The following is a 16,938-nucleotide window of genomic DNA, read 5'->3' on the forward strand; positions in this document are numbered from 1 at the left end:
GTCCCTTCACGATTCGTCGGTGTCGACGGCTTCGGGTTCGTGGTGATCGGTGGCGGAGCGGCGCAGATAGAGATAACCGAGATGACGTTCGTACTGGTCGAGGATGTCGCCGATCACCTGCTCACGGCTGTATCCGTTGAGGGCGTACCCCTGCGAGCCCTCGGCCAGATACACCTCGCAGCGGAAATAGCGGTCACCGGAGCGCTGGGCCAGGACCGCGTAGGAGGGGGCGGGCGCCGAGACCGGCCACACACCATATTCGAAGCCGGTCTCGGTCCCCTGATCGACGATCAGCCTCGGATACGGCAGCCCCTCGTGGGTGCCCGATTCGTCGACGTGCGCGGTGAGTCCCATCCTGGCCAGCTCCTCGGAAACCTCACGCATGGCCGGAATCACGGTGTTGTTCAAGAACTTCCGGGTCGAGGCCGGGCCGGGGTAGTGGACGGTGGCCAGCAGCCTGCGCCGCCAGCTGCCGTGCTCGCTCGGTCCGCGCCCGGCCGCGATGGCATTGGGCAGCGCCGCCCGGTAGCTGTCGATCTTGAACGACTCGTTGCGCACCGCGCGCAGCATGGCGATCCCGATCAGCGCCAGCACGAACGAGAACGGCAGGCCCATGATGATCGTCGCGTTCTGCAGGGTGATGATCGATCCGCCCGCCCCCGCGAACAGCATCGACAGCGTGAGCAGACCGATCGCGGCCGACCAGAAGATCCGGGTGCCACGCGCGCAATCCGCCATCGGGTCGGGCAGTTTCGAGGTGAAATTGCCCATCACGAGCGAACCGGAATCGGCGCTCGTCACGTAGAACAGCAGCCCGGTGATGGTGGCGATGCCGAGCAGGAAAGTGGCCCCGGGGTACTGCTCGAGTAGCGAGTAGAAACCCAATTCGGCTCGGGCCGCGGTCTGTTCGGCGAACTGCTGGTCGTCGCGCGCCACCTGCAAGGCGCTGTTGCCGAACACCGAGATCCACAGCAGGGTGAAGCTGAACGGCACGACGAGCACACCGAAGATGAACTGGCGCAGGGTGCGTCCGCGCGAAATGCGCGCGAGGAACAGTCCGACGAACGGCGCCCAGGCCACCCACCACGCCCAGAAGAACAGTGTCCAGCTGTCGAGCCACGTCGACGGCTGATTCGCCGTCTCCGGATTGCGTTCCCAGGCAAAGGTGTTCAGCGTGCGGTCCAGAAACGTCGACAGGTAGTCGCCCGCGTTCTGGGTGAGCCCGTTGAGCAGGAACGACGTGCGACCGGCCACCAGGATGTAGATCAGCAGGGCGATGGCCATGATGACATTGAGTTCGGACAAGCGCCGGATGCCCTTGTCGACCCCGGTGGTCGCGGAAATGGTGGTGATGGCCACCGACAACGCGATCAAACCGATCTGGGCCGCCTTGCCCTGCGGGACGCCGAACAGTTCGTGCAGACCGTAGTTGAGCTGGACGATGCCGATGCCGAGCGAGGTGGCGATACCGAAGATGGTGCCGAGCACCGCCGCCACATCGATGGCGTCACCCCAGCGCCCGTGCACCCGCTTGCCGAAGATCGGGTAGAGAGCGGCGCGAATCGTCAGCGGCAGGTTGTGCCGGAACGCGAAATACGCCAGCGCCCCGCCCATCAGCGCGTACATCGCCCACCCGGTGATGCCGTAATGGAAAATCGTCCAGGTCACCGCCTCGCGGGCGGTGTGATCGGTCTGGGCGGGTCCCTCCGGCGGGTGCAGGTAGTTGTAGACCGGTTCGGCGACGGAGAAGAACATCAGGTCGATACCGATGCCCGCGGCGAACAACATCGACGTCCAGGAGAACAGGCTGTATTCCGGGCGCGACTCCTCCGGACCGAGGCGATACCGGCCGTAGCGGCCCGCACCGAGGAACACGACGAGCCCGAGGATCACGGTGGCCAGCACGAAATACCACCAGCCGAACCAGGTGGAGATGAAGGTCTTCACCTCGCCGACGACGCTTTCGGCACTCGCCGGTGAGGCCAGCGCCCAGACCGCGAAGGCCAGCACGAGCCCGGCGGCGGTGAGGAACACGGGCTTGTTCACCGACCGCTTGTCGGCCACCGGGTGCAACGGCACCTGCGTCGCCCCGACAGGTGTGCTGTTGTCGCCGGGATTGCTGGGGGCACCCATGCGACGAAGGCTAGTTCCTCCACCTCGTCCTTTTGTGGACATCCGGTGGTTGCTGCGCCCGTGTTCGAGCCCGTACGACGGCCGTCGACGGGAACCTACAATCGAGAAGTGGTTCGCCACGCCCAGCCGTCGGCACCCGACGATTCGGCGTGGCGGAATGCGTGACGCCCGCCGGGCGTTCCACCCACACGCGATGTCGGCAATACCCACGGGTAACATGACATCGACTTTTTCCAGCCGGTTTTCAACCGAAGTGAGGCAGTAGATGACAGAGCGGATTCAGGTCGGCGGGCTCCAGGTGGCGAGCGTTCTCCACGATTTCATCGAGAACGAGGCGCTTCCCGGTACCGGCGTAGATTCCGCCGCGTTCTGGGCAGGCGCCGAACAGGTCATCAACGACCTCGCGCCGCGCAACCGTGCCCTGCTGGCCGAACGCGACGAGATCCAGGGCAAGCTCGACGCCTGGCACGGCGAGAACCCCGGCGCCGGCTACGACAAGGCCGCCTACAAGAAGTTCCTCGCCGAGATCGGGTACCTGCGCCCCGAGCCCGCGCCGTTCCAGATCGGCACCGGCAACGTCGACGCCGAGATCGCCACCACCGCAGGCCCGCAGCTGGTGGTTCCGGTGATGAACGCGCGTTTCGCGATCAACGCCGCCAACGCGCGCTGGGGTTCGCTCTACGACGCGCTCTACGGCACCGACGCCATCTCCGAGGCCAACGGCGCCGAGAAGGGCACCGGTTACAACCGCGTGCGCGGCGACAAGGTCATCGAGTGGGGCCGTAACTTCCTCGACGACGCCGTCACCCTCATCACCGGTTCGCACATCGGTTCGTCGTACTACAAGATCGTCGACGGTGAGCTCGAGGTCGGCCTGGAAGACGGCACCGACATCGGCCTGGCCGATCCGTCGCAGCTGGTCGGCTACCTCGGTGACCCCGAGGCGCCGACCTCGGTGCTGCTCAAGCACAACGGCCTGCACATCGAGATCCAGATCGATCCGAACTCGCCCATCGGTTCCACCGACTCCGCGGGCGTCAAGGACATCGTGCTCGAGTCCGCGCTCACCACGATCATGGACTTCGAGGACTCGGTCGCCGCGGTCGACGCCGAGGACAAGGTCGTCTGTTACCGCAACTGGCTGGGCCTGATGAAGGGCACCCTCGCCGAAGAGGTCACCAAGAACGGCAAGACCTTCACCCGCACCATGAACCCCGACCGCGTGTTCACCGCGCTCGACGGTTCCGAGCTGGTGCTGCACGGTCGCTCGCTGCTGTTCGTGCGCAACGTCGGCCACCTGATGACCTCCGACGCCATCATCGACGCCGAGGGCAACGAGGTGCCCGAGGGCATCATGGACGGCCTGATCACCTCGCTGATCGCCGTGCACTCGCTCAACGGCACCGCCGAGCTGGCCAACACCCGCACCGGCTCGGTCTACATCGTGAAGCCGAAGATGCACGGCCCCGACGAGGCCGCGTTCACCAACGAGCTGTTCGGCCGGATCGAGGACGTCCTCGGTCTGACCCGCAACACCCTCAAGGTCGGCATCATGGACGAGGAGCGCCGCACCACGGTCAACCTCGCCGCGTCGATCGAGGCCGCCAAGGACCGCGTGGTGTTCATCAACACCGGCTTCCTCGACCGCACCGGCGACGAGATCCACACCTCCATGGAGGCCGGGCCGATGGTCCGCAAGGCCGAGATGAAGACCCAGACCTGGATCACCTCCTACGAGGACTGGAACGTCGACACCGGCCTGGCCAAGGGCCTGCCCGGCAAGGCCCAGATCGGCAAGGGCATGTGGGCCATGCCCGACCTGATGGCAGGCATGCTCGAGCAGAAGATCGGCCACCCCAAGGCCGGCGCCAACACCGCATGGGTGCCCTCGCCGACCGCCGCCACCCTGCACGCCACCCACTACCACCAGGTGGACGTGTTCAAGCGCCAGTCCGAGATCGCCAAGGGCGGCCCCCGCGCCACCGTCGACCAGATCCTCGAGATCCCGCTGGCCCAGTCCACCGACTGGTCCGACGAGGAGAAGCGCCAGGAGCTCGACAACAACTCCCAGGGCATCCTGGGCTACGTCGTGCGCTGGATCGACCACGGCGTCGGCTGCTCCAAGGTGCCCGACATCAACGACATCGGCCTGATGGAAGACCGTGCCACCCTGCGCATCTCGAGCCAGCTGGTCGCCAACTGGCTGCGCCACGGCATCGTCTCCGAGGCCGACGTGATCGCCAGCCTCGAGCGGATGGCCCCCGTGGTCGACCGCCAGAACGCCGGCGACAAGAACTACCGCCCGATGGCACCGAACTTCGACGCCTCGATCGCGTTCCAGGCCGCCAAGGAACTGGTCCTGGAAGGCACCAAGCAGCCCAACGGCTACACCGAGCCGATCCTGCACCGGCGTCGTCGCGAGTTCAAGGCTGCGCACAGCAAGTGATGACGAGTGATTGAAAAGTAGCTCATAGCAGCGCTTTTCACGTGCGGCCCCGTCTCGGAGACCTCCGAGGTGGGGCCGCTGTCGTCACCGGAAATCACCTCGGGATACCGGCGTGTCACGCTCAAAACGGTCACAAAAACGGTCACACAACGAAGGCACTGACAGCGTCCACGCGAGCTGTCCACCAGCGGATTCGCATTGCGTCTTTGGCTCATCTTGCCGTGATCGGGCGTGGTCTTGTGGGTACCGGTTTTCTCCACTGGGCTGCTTCATGGAGTTGTCGATGCTCAGGTGATTACATGTCGACGCTCGCCGTGCCGTCGCTTGGCCGTCGGCGTGTCGGAGTACGACACGCGGGGAAGTTTCAGCGATCAGCAAACGAATAGCTAACCACGCGGGGTAGGCTCGGCGCGGAGGGCGGCCAAGAGTTTGTTCGAACTACGAACCGCACGTAGAACGGGCGTGCGTTGCGTGGCAGTCCGGAGACTTGCTGGCAGTAGGGTCTGTGTTAAAGATCGGTGTCGCGGCCTGTCGTCTGAAATCGAGCGGGAGGCTAGGGGTGCGCCGGTGAGCCCTCGTTGGGGGAAGTAGCCCGCCTAGGCGGTCACGTGATCGCTTTGCGAGCAGGTCGCCTGGAATGTGTGCGGGCACAGGGATCCCGGCACCCGCCCAGCGCACCAGCCCAGCCGACCCCGATCGGGTAACCCTTGTTGTGTTCTTCACCCGCGGATCGTCCAGGGCCCCGGTTCGAGATCTGCAGTAGTGAAGTGCTTTCTCTGCACGTCGATCCAGACCTGCATCTCAGCGGGACATCTTCGCATCGCAGGTCAGTCATCCCGTGATCCTCGTACGGAACGGGACCTCCTGCCGAACGGGCATCGCGACATGGGAATAAACGCCACCTGATGTTGAAACAGGTTGTGCCAGTAGCTGATTCACTCGACATGGCGGCGGCGGGTCACGTGCAGGCGCCATCCGACATGTAGTCGCATTCGGCAGGCACGCTGCTGTTGTCGCGCCGGTGGCCGCGTTGGGCGTCGCGGTCGAAGATGCCCAAGATTTCGCACGGGCCGCCCTCGGCGCCGATGGCGTGCGGGAGCATGGTGGGGAACTCGGCGGCCTGGTTCGTCTCGACGCGGAAGCGTCGGTGGCCCAACATGAGGATCGCGGTACCGGACAGGACGACGAGCCACTCCCGGCCGGGGTGTGCGCGCATGCGTGCGGGGTTGTCCGGTGGCGGTTCGGTCATCCGCTGGCGCACGACGCTCATGCCGGGCTCGCCCTTCATCGGCCAGCGCATCAGCCCGTGCGCCGCGTCGATCATCGGGCTGACGACGACATCGTCGGCGGCGGTCTCCACCAGCTGGTCCAGGGATGTGTCCAGAGCGCGAGCGAGAGTGACCAGCTGATCGAGCGCGAGGCGGCGTTGACCGTTCTCGATACGCGAAAGGGTGGACTGACTGACATGAGCACGGGTTGCCAGCTCCTCCAGGGACCAGCCTTGTGCCACGCGTAGGGCTCGGATGCGTTTGCGTACGAGGCTGTCCAACTCGCCATCTGTTTGCGTCATAGGCAAGATTGTATGCCAGTGATGCAAGACGGGGTTATGGTCGCCGACAGGTGTCCAGAACGGCTGGGCTACTCACGAAGGGCTATGAGGATATGGCTGAGCCGATTCCCGTGTACGCGACCGACACACTGCCCGATGAGACCGTCGACGTCGTGGTGATCGGCGGGGGACCTGCGGGTTTGAACGGTGCGCTGATGCTCGCCCGTTCCCGCCGCTCGGTTGTCGTGATCGACAGCGGCAGTCCCCGCAACGCGCTCGCCGAGGCCGTACGCGGCTTCATCGGGCTGGATGGCATGCCGCCCACCGAACTTCTCGAGCGGGGCCGGGCACAGGTGCGCGACTACGGCGGACGGGTCGTCGTCGGTGCGGTGAGCTCCGCCGAGCCTGCGGACTCATCGGTCGAGGGAGACCTGCGTTTCACCGTCACTCTCGTTGACGGCCGCACCCTGACAGCACGCCGTGTGCTGGTGGCCACCGGTCTGCGCGATGTGTTGCCCGATGTGCCCGGCTTGGCGCGGCATTGGGGGCACGCTGTGGTGCACTGCCCGTATTGCCACGGTTGGGAGGTGCGCGATGAGCCGATCGGTGTCCTCGCCAGCGGCCACAATTCGATCCACCACGCGTTGCTGTTCCGTCAGTTGACCGACGATTTGATCTATTTCGCTAGCGGCACCGAAGTGGATGAGGCCACCCGCGCGCGTTTCGCCGCCCGAGGCATCCGCGTCATCGACACCCAGGTGGACCAGATCGTTGCTGCCGAGGACGGCACGCTCGCGGGTGTGCGTTTGGCCGACGGACAGCTCATCGCTCGCCGTGTCCTCGCGGTCGCCACGTACATGCAGGCTCGTACCGAGGGGCTGGATGGGCTGAGGCTGCCGATGGAAGACCTGCCCGACAACATGGGTCGCCGCTTTGCCTCCGGCATGGCGGGCACCACCGAGGTGCCAGGCGTGTGGGTCGCCGGCAACGCCACGGACCTGAGCGCCCAGGTGGGTGCCTCGGCCGCAGCCGGCGCCCATATCAACGCCCTCTTGGCCGCTGCCGATACCGACGCGGCGCTGGCCGCAGCGCAGGGCGAAAACACCACCCCCTGATGCCCGAACCCGCGCTGGCCCTCTGCCCGCACTGAGCAGCGCGCGTAGTCGCCGGGCCTCCCACCTCCGTTCACTCAACGACCGGCCATGCTCCGGCGCTGATTCTCCATGCCCATTTTCGAGAGGAATCCATGACCAACCAGCTTTCACAGGTGGCGGCCGCCGACGGCGGCGGGGGTGTTCCGGATGCGCGTGAGCTGCGCACGATCCTGATCGCCGTCTCCATCGCACTGATGGCCGTCATCGCTTCGGTTTCCGGTCTGAACGTCGCCCAGACTCATATGGCCGTCGAATTCAGCGCCTCACAGAACGCAGTGCTGTGGATCATCAATATCTACACCCTCGCCCTGGCCGCGCTACTGCTGCCGCTCGGCGCTATCGGTGACCGCCTGGGCCGCAAGCCCATGCTGCTTACCGGGCTGCTCATCTTCGGCACCTCGAATGTCGCGGCGGCGCTGGCCCCGTCGGTTGCGGTAATGCTGTCGGCACGGGTGGCAAGCGGCATCGGCGCGGCGATGATCATGCCCATCACTCTTGCTGTCATCACCTCCACCTTCCCCGAAGAGCAGCGCGGAAAGGCGATCGGTGTGTGGACAGGTGTCGCCGGCGGCGGCGGTATCCTCGGCATGTTCCTCTCCGCCCTCCTCGTCGACGTCGCGGACTGGCGCTGGCTGTTCGCCCTGCCCGTGGTCCTGGTCGTCGTAGCCCTGGCCTTGACGCTGAAGTCGGTTCCCAACTCCCGCGAGCGGGCCGCTCACTCCTTCGACACCGTCGGCGCGTTGGTATCGACCGTCGCGGTGGTCGGGCTCATCTTCGTCCTGCAGGAGGGACCGGAGCGCGGCTGGACCGCGCCCGCGATACTGATCAGTCTTATTGTCGGTTTCCTCGCCACCGTCGGTTTCGTGGGCTGGGAGCTGCACCGCCGGGACGCATCGCTGCTGGACGTGCGACTGTTCCGTGAGCCCGGCTTGGCCGGCGGCTCACTCACGCTGTTGGTGGTCTTCGGTGTGCAGGCGGGTATCGGGGTGGTCCTGTTCCCGTTCTTCCAGGCCGTGCTCGGCTGGTCGGGACTGTTGTCCACGGTGGCGATGATGCCGATGGCCGTGATGATGATGGCGACCTCCGGACTCGCTCCACTGCTGGCTGCACGTATCGGCGCCCGAGCGACTATGGCCACCGGCATTCTGCTGACCGGCGCCGGTCTTGCGCTGCTGGCCGCGATCGTCTCCGTCGACGGTGGCTACCTGTCCGTCCTGCCCGGCATGGTCGCCATGGGCATCGGTATGGGGCTGTCGATGACACCGTCCACCGAAGCGATCACCAGCTCCCTGCCACGCGAGAAGCAGGGCGTCGCTTCCGCACTCAACGATGTCACCCGAGAGTTCGGCACCGCACTCGGTGTCGCCCTGCTCGGCGCGCTCGTCGCGACCGGCTACCGCAACACCATCGACAACAAGCTCGACGGCATCCCGCAAGACACCGCCGACACCGCGCGCGAAGGCATCGCCAACGCCATCGAGACAGCGGACAGCGCAGGCTCGCACGCACAAGACCTGGTCCACGCCGCCCAGCAGTCCTTCGTCGCAGGTTGGCAGCAGGCCATGTGGGCAAGCGTCGCCGTCATGGGCGTTCTGTTCGTCTACGTCGCCCTCCGCGGCCCGAAGAGCCAGGATCCGGCGAGGGAAGACGACGCCGAGATGGTCGAGCCCGTCGTCACCCGATAGCGGCGGTGGGTGCGCGAACGTCGCTGATCAGATCAGGAATCGCGCACCCACAGCGGCTGGGCGATTCCGACGATCAGTGCGCGCGATCCGGCGCGATGTCCGAGCGGGGATGCCAGGTCGGGCGTTGCAGCCGAAGTACGGGAACTGTTGGTGCACAGGGCAAGCCGCGACCAAAACGCCGTCGGCGAGGTGCTCACGGCAGGGCACCCACGTCGTCTTCCTCATGGAAAAGCGGGCCTCCTCCGAGGGTAAGTGCTGGTCAGTGTGGAACCGCCAGCATCGGAGTAGGACCCCCTTTCACGGCGGAGCCACACGGGTAAAGCGCCATCACCGCGTGGCGCTCGTACTCGGTCCTGGTCGATCGGCTTACAGGAGCACGGGAACCCGCGTCTTGCCGTTGAAGATGAACGTCGGGAGCGGTGACATCGCATCGACCGGCTCTGCCAGTTTCAGGTGGGGAAAGTGTTGGAACAGGGCGGCCAGTGCGAGCCTTGCGGTGAGGAGGCCGAGTGGTGCGCCGATGCAGTAGTGCACTCCGTGCCCGAGTGCTACGTGTGCCTTGTTCAGTCGATGCACATCGAAGGTTTCAGCGGTGTCGCCGTGGACTTGCGGGTCCCGACCACCGGCCCCGAAACCCATGATCACCGGGTCTCCTCGGCGGATCACGACACCGTCGCCGAGGTCGATGTCGTGGACGGCATAGCGCAGCGGCATGTGCTGCACCGGGGAATCGAACCGCAACGTCTCCTCGACCGCCTCCGACCATTCCACCGCACCATCCAGTAGCGCGGTGAGTTGCGCGGGATTCGACAGCAAGTTGACGACCGCATTCGTGATGAGGTCGGTTGGTGCCGGAAGACCGCCGGCGATCGTGACGACCAAGGCGAGTACGCGCTCCTCGTCGGTCAGGCTCGGGTCCTGACTCAATATGGTGGCCAGGTCGGAGCCTGGAGCCTGCTGCTTGCTGGAGATCAGGCCGGCCAGCAGATCTGTCGCGTTTTTCAGCTGGACAGCTGCCGTTTCAGGCTCACTGGACGGGTTCAGGAGTTCGAGCATCGCCTGCCTCGCCTCGTGCCACTGTTCCTTGGGTATGCCGAACAGATCGCACAACGTCTCAGCGGCGATCACCTGGGCGAAGTCCTGCCGGATGTCGATGATCCGGCCGGAACCCGGCGCACCGAAGGCCACCAGGAGCGTGGGCAACCTGTCGCCCAAATTGTCGGCCAGCTTCGCCAGGCGATCTGCGGTGAACGCGGTGTCCATGATGCCGCGCAACCGGCGGTGGTCTGCGCCGTACGCGTTGAGTACCGACGGCTGGATCAAGAAGGGGGTCAGTGGCCAGCTTTCCGGTACGTCGGCCAGTCCCGGCCAGTGCTGCTGGGCGTCGCGCGACAGCCGACCATCCTCGGTCAACTCGCGCAGCTTCTCGTAGCGCGTCACCGACCAGGCGATCACTCCGCCCGGCAGCTCGACTCGAACGGCCGGGCCTGCCGCCCGGAGCCGGGCCGTGTCCGAATGGAGGGAGCGAGTCAGGTCGAGCGGGTGGACATCTGTCGTCATCGGAGAATCCGTTCAGTGCGGTCGTGGTGAGCAAGTACACGGGCAGTATATTGCATATTGCATGGCACCGAAACGGTCCATTCCTCATCGGTGGGCGGCGCCGTTCAGTCGACCTTCCGTCGGGCGGTGCCTGCGGTGCTGGACAGATGGCGAGGCGGCGGCATCGGGCGGGCAGGGGTCCAGCAGGCCCAGCCGCTCGGCGACGACGCCGGCCTGGAACCGTGTCTCCACCCCTAGAAGGGCGTACAGGTTCGCTATTCGGCGGGCCAGCGTTCGTTGCCCTAGCGACAGTTGGCGGGCGATTGTCGTATCCGGCACGCCCTGGGCCATCAGGAGAAGCAGTCGGCGCTGCTCTTCCTGCAGCTCGTCGGCGTGAGTGGTCGCCACGGCTCGAGAGTCCTGGTCGCGGACAGGCGGCTTGGGGACGTGGTCGGCCGTTCGGTGCCGACGAGCACGAGGTGAGCCGGTGGGCATGAACGGCCCGTCCTTTCCGGAGATCGACTGCCCTTCCGTGGGCTGCGCACCTGAGCTCGGAGGGGTACGATATGCAATATATCAGTCCTGGAATTCTCGCTGAGGAGTATGGATGGTCGAGGCAGTTCGCCGCAGGAGGGCCGGAGGTGCCCCGCTCGTCGAGGTACGGGTCGACGGTGAGTGGCAGTCATGGTCGGCGTCCGATGGGATGCCGCTGGGTCTACCGGAGGTCCCGGCATGGCGAGATCGGGCCGATGGTGATCTATTGCCTTTCGCACCTGTCTCGTTCCGAGACTTCATGCTCTACGAGCAGCACGTGATCGACGCCTCCCGGGCAATGGCGCGGGCCTACCTGCCGTCCGCTTACCGAGCGGCATCGCTCTTCGAGCGGCTCACCGGTCGTACGTTCCCGCGATTCAAGCCGGCACCGCTGTGGTACGAGCAGCCCATCTATTACATGGGCAACGCGCTGACCTTCGTACCGAGTGGTGTGCCGATAGTCGCTCCGACCTATGCCACTGCCTTGGACTACGAGCTCGAGCTCGGCTTCGTCCTCGGCCGACCGCTCCGCGACGCCACTCCGGAGGAAGCCATGGCAGCGATCGCCGGGTATGTCGTCCTGAACGACGTCTCGGCGCGCAACGTGCAGTTGGCCGAGATGCGCAGTGGTTTCGGTCCGCAGAAAGCCAAGCACTTCATCAGCTCCCTTTCACTCGAACTCGTCTCGGCGAGCATGATCCCGGATCCCGCCGCGCTCACGGCTCGGGTCGAGATCAACGGGCAGGAAATCGTGCGCAGCAGCTCCGCGGGAATGCGACACTCGATTGGAGCGGCGGTCGCGCACGCCTCTCGCGGGGAGCAGTTGTATGCGGGCGAGCTGCTCGCGACGGGAACGCTTCCCGGCTGTTCGGGTCTGGAGAACGGCCGCCTGCTGGTCCCTGGCGACCACCTGAAACTCACCATCGACGGCGTGGGCACCATCGTCCACGACATCGCCGCGGGTTGAAGCGGCCGCCTCAGGCCTCGGAGCGGCGGGCGGTGACGATCACGTACTCGTTGGAGGCCTGGAACGCCGCTGGATCCTCGTTGACTTCCCGTACCGCAGCCAGCAGACGGCGGTCGAGTTCGGCCTGCAGCTCTTCGCTGTCCGACCGTGACGCCAAAGCCTGAGCCCCGCTCACCGCCATCGGGTGCTGCGCGGATTCCTCCAGATACGCCTCGGGCGACGTCGCGCGGAGCTGCATCGAGTGCCGCTCCAACTCGACCGTGAACCCGTGCGCGGCAAAAGCCTGCTGCAGCGCTGCTTCGTCGTGCCAGGCGAACGGGGCGGCCGTACCGGGACCCGAAGACTCGCCGCCGAACATTTCGGCCATGAACTGTCCGGCGGTCCGGTTGATCGCCGTCATCGATCCGCCCGGGATCCACGAGGTCAGCCGGATCAGCCCCTCGGCCGCGGTTGCCCGCATCATCTCCGCGATCGCCGCCTCGGCATCCGGCGCGAAGATCACCGCGAAGACCGAGAGCAACAGATCCGCCGCACCGTCCTCGACCGGGATCGACGCGCTGTCACCGGCGGCGAACTCGACCTGCAGCCCTCGCTCGGCGGCGCGCTTGCGGGCAACCGCGAGCAGTCGCGCGGCCGGATCGACGCCGGTGACAACGGCGCCGCGCTCGGCCGCGAGAAGTGCGGCGTTCCCGGTGCCGCAGCCCAGGTCGACGACGTGTTTACCGGCGAGCGGCTCGGACATCGTCACGACCCGCTCGGAGATGAGCAGCAGTAACTCCGCCGTCGGTTCGTATCGTCCAAGACTCCAGTCGAGCTCCACCAGTCACTCCTCACCCGCGATGATCCGCCGTCTTCCAGCCGAGCCTGCGCATCGGGACGAGTTGTCGACGTCGGCGCGGGCGGCCGCTCGGAGCCTAAGTCGCGCGGCCGTGAGCCGGGAAGCGCCTGGCAAGAACTCGCCTTCTTGTCGTCGACCCCTCGTTCCGAGCTGCGGCAGCGCGCATCATCAGACACCGGCAACAAGAACAGAGGGACCGATGCCTGAGGCATCTGAGGAGATTCGATGAAAGACGATCGGGTGGTAGAGGCGGCCAAGGATGTCTTCTTGGTCCGCGGGTCGGCGGTCAACTGGGTGCTGCTGCGAGAGGGCACCGACCTGACCATGATCGACGGAGGCTACCCGGGCGACCTGGACGACGTGGAAGCGTCGATCCGGGCAATCGGGCGGCGGCCGGAAGATGTGCAGGCCATCTTGATCACCCATGCCCATGTGGACCATCTGGGAGCGGTCAACCCGTTCCACCGCCGCTACGGCACCCCGGTCTATCTCGACGCCGCCGAAGTGAGCCATGCCCGTCGTGACCATCTCGAGCAGTTGACACCGGCGAAGCTGCTGGCCAACCTCTGGCGCCCGGGTGTCCTGCCGTGGGCGATGCGGATCGTGCGCAACGGTGCGACCCATGATGTCGCGACGCCGCACGCGCAACCCTTCCCCTCCCCGGGAGCACTCGACTTGCCCGGCGCACCTCTTCCGGTGCAGACCCATGGGCACACCTCGGGCCACAGTGCCTTCCACATTCCGTCGGTCGGCGCGGTGATCACGGGCGACAGCCTGGTGACAGGTCACCCGACCTCGCGAGTAGCGGGCCCCCAATTGCTGCCCGCGATGTTCCAGCACGCCGGGCGGGAAGAGCTGCTGGCCGCCCTGGGCGAGCTGGAACGTCTCGACGCCGACATCATCCTGCCCGGCCACGGGCCCCTTCACCGCGGACCGATAGCGCAGGCAGTCGCTGTGACCCGATCGAGGTCCGCCAGCGGGTGACTCGTGTCGCCGGAACCGGCCTCACCACCGGCGTATCGCGAATTGTTCCGGGAAGGTCCATTCGAAGCGGACGGCGGTCAGGCGCATGAGGGTGGTCAGCACCACGCAGACCGATCCTGCGATCGGGATGGGTGTGCCGAGCTCGGCGAGGAAGACGAGCGCTCCGACGCCGACGCCGGCCGCGACGGCATACAGGGTGCCGACGTGAAGGAAGGAGAACGGCTGGCCCATGATGACGTCGCGCAGCATCCCGCCGCCGATGGCGCCGATGACACCGACTACCAGCGCGCCGGCAGCACCGACGCCGAGGGACAGCGCCTTCGAGGCCCCGATGGCTCCGAACAAGCCCATCACGACGGCGTCGAGGAGCACGGTGATGAGCCAGTCCGCTCGTGCCAGGACAGGGCGCAACATCATGCCGAGGATCGCGGAGGCACCGGCCACGGTCAGGTACCAGTTGCTCCAGATCACGACGGGGGGTTGGTTGAGCACCACGTCGCGGAGCAGGCTTCCGCCGAGCGAGACGGCGAGTCCGATCACGAGGACGCCGAGTACGTCGATGCGGCGAGACCGGGCGCCTGCGGCGATGAGTGCTCCTTGGAGGCCGCCGAGTCCGGCGGCCAGGAGTTCGATCCAGAGCGTCACCTGGAACGGGGTGATGGTGATGAACATGCCGTCCTCCAGAGAGACAGGGGCCGGCCCACGCGCGGTCTGCGCGGGCCGGCCCCTATGGTCGAGCGGGATCAGTGATTCATGAATCAGCGGTTCACTGGGCGGCGTTCTTCGCTGCGGTATCGATGGTGTCGGCGACGACACCGGCCTGTGTCATGAACAGGGCGTGGCTGGCGGACACGTTGGTGATCTCGGCGCCGCTGCGGGTCGCCATGTGTTGCAGCATTGCCTGGTCGAAGGCCTTGTCTTCCGTGGCGATGACGGCCCAGGTGGGCTTGTCGCGCCAGGCTGCGTTCTTCACCGCCGCACCGAAGGCCGACATGTTGATCGGAACCTGCGAGTCCCGCAGGAAGGCCGCGTCCGCGTCGCTCGCGTCGTGGGCGAAGCCTGCTTTGAACTTGTCGTGGTCGATGAAGCCGTAGCCGTCCTCACCGACATCGATCACGAAGTCCGGCGTCGCCGCGAAGCCCTCGTACTGCTGGGCCGTGGTCTCGCCGGCATCGGGTGCCAGCGCGGAGACGTAGACCAGGCCGGCGACGTTCGGGTGGAGGCCGGCCTCGGTGATCACCGTGCCGCCCCAGGAATGGCCGACGAGAATCGCGGGGCCGTCCTGGCGGTCCAGGACGCGGGTGGTGGCCGCGACGTCGTCCTCGAGCGAGGTGAGTGGGTTCTGCACGACCGTCACCCGATAGCCGCGCGCCGTCAGATTCTCGTACACGCCTCGCCATCCCGAGCCATCGGCGAACGCGCCGTGCACCAGAACGACGTTCCTGATCTGCTGGTCGGTGCTCATGAGCTGGTTCCTCTCTTCCCGCACCGGGAGCCCCCGAGCGGATTCTGTGAGCCCGGCGGCCGCCGTCCCGACATCCAATATATTGCATGCAGAACACTAGGGCAAGATCCTGTAGGAGAAGTCCGACGCCCGAATTTTGATCCTAAGATACTGTCGCTAAGGACAATGTATAGTGTCTGTGTAGACAGTATTTGGTGGTTCGAGTTGGCTGATCGAAGAGGAGTGGCATGAGGACTTGGTTCATCACTGGTGGGACCCCTGGGGGCTTCGGGTTGGTGTTCGCCGACGCTGTGCTTGCACGGGGTGACCGGCTGGCGATCACCTCGAGGCGCCCTGCAGAGCTGGCCGAATGGGCTGCTCCACACGGCGAGAGAGTCCTGGTGCTCGAGCTCGATGTGACCGATGCCGGTCAGGTGCGAGCTGGGGTTGCGGCAGCCGAGAAGCAGTTCGGTGGGATCGATGTGCTCGTGAACAACGCCGGCCGGGGCTGGTATGGGTCGATCGAGGGCATGCCGTCCGAGGCTGTGCGGCGAGTGATGGAGCTGAACTTCTTCGCCGTGCTGGAGGTGACCCGAGCCGTCCTGCCGGGAATGCGGGCCCGGGGCGCCGGCTGGGTCGTGAACATGTCTTCGGTGGCGGGCCTGCGGGGGATCGAGGGCTTCGGCTACTACTCGGCGGCGAAGTTCGCAGTCGAAGCGGTCACCGAGGTGCTGCGTGCGGAGGTTGCCGAGTTCGGCATCAAGGTGCTGGCCGTCGAGCCGGGCGCCTTCCGTACCGGGGCGTACTCGAACTTTGCCGACGAGCCGGTGAGCGAGACCGTGGACGCCTACCTGCCGCAATTGGACGTCATCCGCAAAGCCATGATCGACCAGAACGGTCACCAGCCCGGCGATCCGGAGCGTGGCGTGCAGGCCGTGCTTCAGGCGATGGACCTGGAGTCTCCGCCGCATCGCCTGGTGCTCGGTAGCGGCGGATTCGATGCCGTCGTCGACACCCTGGAGTCGACCCTCGCCGATATCCGCGCCAATGAAGCCCTCTCGCGCGGCGCCGATTTTCCTGGGTGAATCCGGTCAGCGCGGGTGGCTGAGGCCCTCGCGTCGCATGACCTCGGCGGCCGCGATCGCGTCAGCGGTGAAGCGTTTCGTCAGCTCGGTGTACCGGGCGATGTCGCGTGGCGACCAGGTGGCGAGCACCTGGGCGATCATGGCGTCGCCGAGGTCGTAGATGTGCCGCGCGGCCGCCTGCCCCTCGGGCGTCAGCGTGATCAAGGTCGAGCGGGTGTCGTCGGGATCGGGGTCGCGGTCGATAAATCCGGCGGCATCGAGGCGCTTGAGGATCTTGCTGATATTCGAAGGGCCAGTTCCCATGGCTTGGGCGAGATCGCTCGGTCGCATCGGCTGACCGGCTGCCAGATGCCGCAGTGCCGAGTGGGCCGGTTGATCGATCGGCTCACCGCTCGCGGTGAGGATCTCGCTCTGCAGGCCGGGCGACTCCCACAACAGGATCAGCGCGCTCAAGCTCGCAAGCAATTCCGACCGATACGGGAAATCGCCCGCCTCGCGCAGTCTCCGCGACGACGGATCGACAGGTGCAGCCATTTCCGCAGCCTATCGAATGTTTTCGCTCAACGCAGGAATGTGCTGT

Annotated in this window: 14 protein-coding genes; 6 read left to right on the forward strand and 8 right to left on the reverse strand. The window is 66.1% G+C overall.

The window, feature by feature from the left end; genetic code table 11:
* Positions 1–6: 6 nt before the first annotated feature.
* Positions 7–2,133, reverse strand: a complete 2,127-nt coding sequence (betT, locus tag LDL21_RS09170; RefSeq protein WP_225279613.1) for a choline BCCT transporter BetT — start codon at positions 2,131–2,133, stop codon at positions 7–9.
* A gap of 265 nt (positions 2,134–2,398) precedes the next feature.
* Here betT and LDL21_RS09175 point away from each other — a divergent pair, with 265 nt between their 5' ends.
* On the forward strand, positions 2,399–4,579 hold the full coding sequence (locus tag LDL21_RS09175; protein WP_225279614.1) for a malate synthase G: 2,181 nt from the start codon (positions 2,399–2,401) through the stop codon (positions 4,577–4,579).
* A gap of 958 nt (positions 4,580–5,537) precedes the next feature.
* Here LDL21_RS09175 and LDL21_RS09180 read toward each other — a convergent pair.
* Positions 5,538–6,149 carry a helix-turn-helix domain-containing protein gene (locus tag LDL21_RS09180; RefSeq protein ID WP_225279615.1) on the reverse strand — a complete coding sequence of 204 codons (612 nt, stop codon included), beginning with the start codon at positions 6,147–6,149 and terminating at the stop codon, positions 5,538–5,540.
* 92 nt (positions 6,150–6,241) lie between these two features.
* Here LDL21_RS09180 and LDL21_RS09185 point away from each other — a divergent pair, with 92 nt between their 5' ends.
* Both LDL21_RS09185 and LDL21_RS09190 read left to right on the forward strand, forming a co-directional pair.
* Complete coding sequence (locus tag LDL21_RS09185; RefSeq protein ID WP_225280329.1) at positions 6,242–7,243, forward strand: NAD(P)/FAD-dependent oxidoreductase; 1,002 nt, start codon at positions 6,242–6,244, stop codon at positions 7,241–7,243.
* A gap of 131 nt (positions 7,244–7,374) precedes the next feature.
* Positions 7,375–8,967, forward strand: a complete 1,593-nt coding sequence (locus tag LDL21_RS09190) for an MFS transporter (RefSeq protein ID WP_225279616.1) — start codon at positions 7,375–7,377, stop codon at positions 8,965–8,967.
* Between the two features lie 366 nt (positions 8,968–9,333).
* Here LDL21_RS09190 and LDL21_RS30010 read toward each other — a convergent pair whose 3' ends face one another.
* Positions 9,334–10,422: a cytochrome P450 gene (locus tag LDL21_RS30010; RefSeq protein WP_225279617.1), complete on the reverse strand. Its 1,089-nt coding sequence runs from the start codon at positions 10,420–10,422 to the stop codon at positions 9,334–9,336.
* Between the two features lie 189 nt (positions 10,423–10,611).
* The gene (locus tag LDL21_RS09200; protein ID WP_225279618.1) at positions 10,612–10,914 is read right to left on the reverse strand and encodes a helix-turn-helix domain-containing protein; all 303 of its coding nucleotides are present in this window, start codon (positions 10,912–10,914) and stop codon (positions 10,612–10,614) included.
* Positions 10,915–11,299: 385 nt separating this feature from the next.
* Between LDL21_RS09200 and LDL21_RS09205 the strand changes: the two genes are divergently transcribed.
* On the forward strand, positions 11,300–12,007 hold the full coding sequence (locus LDL21_RS09205) for a fumarylacetoacetate hydrolase family protein (RefSeq protein ID WP_225279619.1): 708 nt from the start codon (positions 11,300–11,302) through the stop codon (positions 12,005–12,007).
* 10 nt (positions 12,008–12,017) lie between these two features.
* Here LDL21_RS09205 and LDL21_RS09210 read toward each other — a convergent pair whose 3' ends face one another.
* Entirely contained in the window at positions 12,018–12,827 is an 810-nt protein-coding gene (locus LDL21_RS09210; RefSeq protein ID WP_225279620.1) for a class I SAM-dependent methyltransferase, read from the reverse strand.
* A 243-nt stretch (positions 12,828–13,070) separates the two neighbouring features.
* Here LDL21_RS09210 and LDL21_RS09215 point away from each other — a divergent pair, with 243 nt between their 5' ends.
* Positions 13,071–13,829, forward strand: a complete 759-nt coding sequence (locus tag LDL21_RS09215) for an MBL fold metallo-hydrolase (protein WP_225279621.1) — start codon at positions 13,071–13,073, stop codon at positions 13,827–13,829.
* 21 nt (positions 13,830–13,850) lie between these two features.
* On the opposite strand, the gene LDL21_RS09220 is transcribed toward LDL21_RS09215, so the two are convergent.
* Positions 13,851–14,501: a trimeric intracellular cation channel family protein gene (locus tag LDL21_RS09220; protein WP_225279622.1), complete on the reverse strand. Its 651-nt coding sequence runs from the start codon at positions 14,499–14,501 to the stop codon at positions 13,851–13,853.
* Positions 14,502–14,595: 94 nt separating this feature from the next.
* Positions 14,596–15,294: an alpha/beta fold hydrolase gene (locus LDL21_RS09225; RefSeq protein WP_225279623.1), complete on the reverse strand. Its 699-nt coding sequence runs from the start codon at positions 15,292–15,294 to the stop codon at positions 14,596–14,598.
* A gap of 227 nt (positions 15,295–15,521) precedes the next feature.
* Between LDL21_RS09225 and LDL21_RS09230 the strand changes: the two genes are divergently transcribed.
* Positions 15,522–16,358 carry an SDR family NAD(P)-dependent oxidoreductase gene (locus tag LDL21_RS09230; RefSeq protein ID WP_225279624.1) on the forward strand — a complete coding sequence of 279 codons (837 nt, stop codon included), beginning with the start codon at positions 15,522–15,524 and terminating at the stop codon, positions 16,356–16,358.
* A 6-nt stretch (positions 16,359–16,364) separates the two neighbouring features.
* Here the strand turns inward: LDL21_RS09230 and LDL21_RS09235 are convergent, their stop codons facing one another.
* Positions 16,365–16,892, reverse strand: coding sequence for a MarR family winged helix-turn-helix transcriptional regulator (locus tag LDL21_RS09235; protein ID WP_225279625.1), 528 nt, complete (start codon positions 16,890–16,892; stop codon positions 16,365–16,367).
* Positions 16,893–16,938: the final 46 nt, after the last annotated feature.

It is taken from the genome of Nocardia rosealba, assembly GCF_020216065.1.
In the GTDB taxonomy this organism is placed as follows: Bacteria; Actinomycetota; Actinomycetes; order Mycobacteriales; family Mycobacteriaceae; genus Nocardia; species Nocardia rosealba.

Coding starts and splice junctions, on each gene's coding strand:
- betT (WP_225279613.1), bottom strand. CDS start 2,133: ATGGGTGCCCCCAGCAATCCCGGCGACAACAGCACACCTGTCGGGGCG.
- LDL21_RS09175 (WP_225279614.1), top strand. CDS start 2,399: ATGACAGAGCGGATTCAGGTCGGCGGGCTCCAGGTGGCGAGCGTTCTC.
- LDL21_RS09180 (WP_225279615.1), bottom strand. CDS start 6,149: ATGACGCAAACAGATGGCGAGTTGGACAGCCTCGTACGCAAACGCATC.
- LDL21_RS09185 (WP_225280329.1), top strand. CDS start 6,242: ATGGCTGAGCCGATTCCCGTGTACGCGACCGACACACTGCCCGATGAG.
- LDL21_RS09190 (WP_225279616.1), top strand. CDS start 7,375: ATGACCAACCAGCTTTCACAGGTGGCGGCCGCCGACGGCGGCGGGGGT.
- LDL21_RS09205 (WP_225279619.1), top strand. CDS start 11,300: ATGCTCTACGAGCAGCACGTGATCGACGCCTCCCGGGCAATGGCGCGG.
- LDL21_RS09215 (WP_225279621.1), top strand. CDS start 13,071: ATGAAAGACGATCGGGTGGTAGAGGCGGCCAAGGATGTCTTCTTGGTC.
- LDL21_RS09220 (WP_225279622.1), bottom strand. CDS start 14,501: ATGTTCATCACCATCACCCCGTTCCAGGTGACGCTCTGGATCGAACTC.
- LDL21_RS09225 (WP_225279623.1), bottom strand. CDS start 15,294: ATGAGCACCGACCAGCAGATCAGGAACGTCGTTCTGGTGCACGGCGCG.
- LDL21_RS09230 (WP_225279624.1), top strand. CDS start 15,522: ATGAGGACTTGGTTCATCACTGGTGGGACCCCTGGGGGCTTCGGGTTG.
- LDL21_RS09235 (WP_225279625.1), bottom strand. CDS start 16,892: ATGGCTGCACCTGTCGATCCGTCGTCGCGGAGACTGCGCGAGGCGGGC.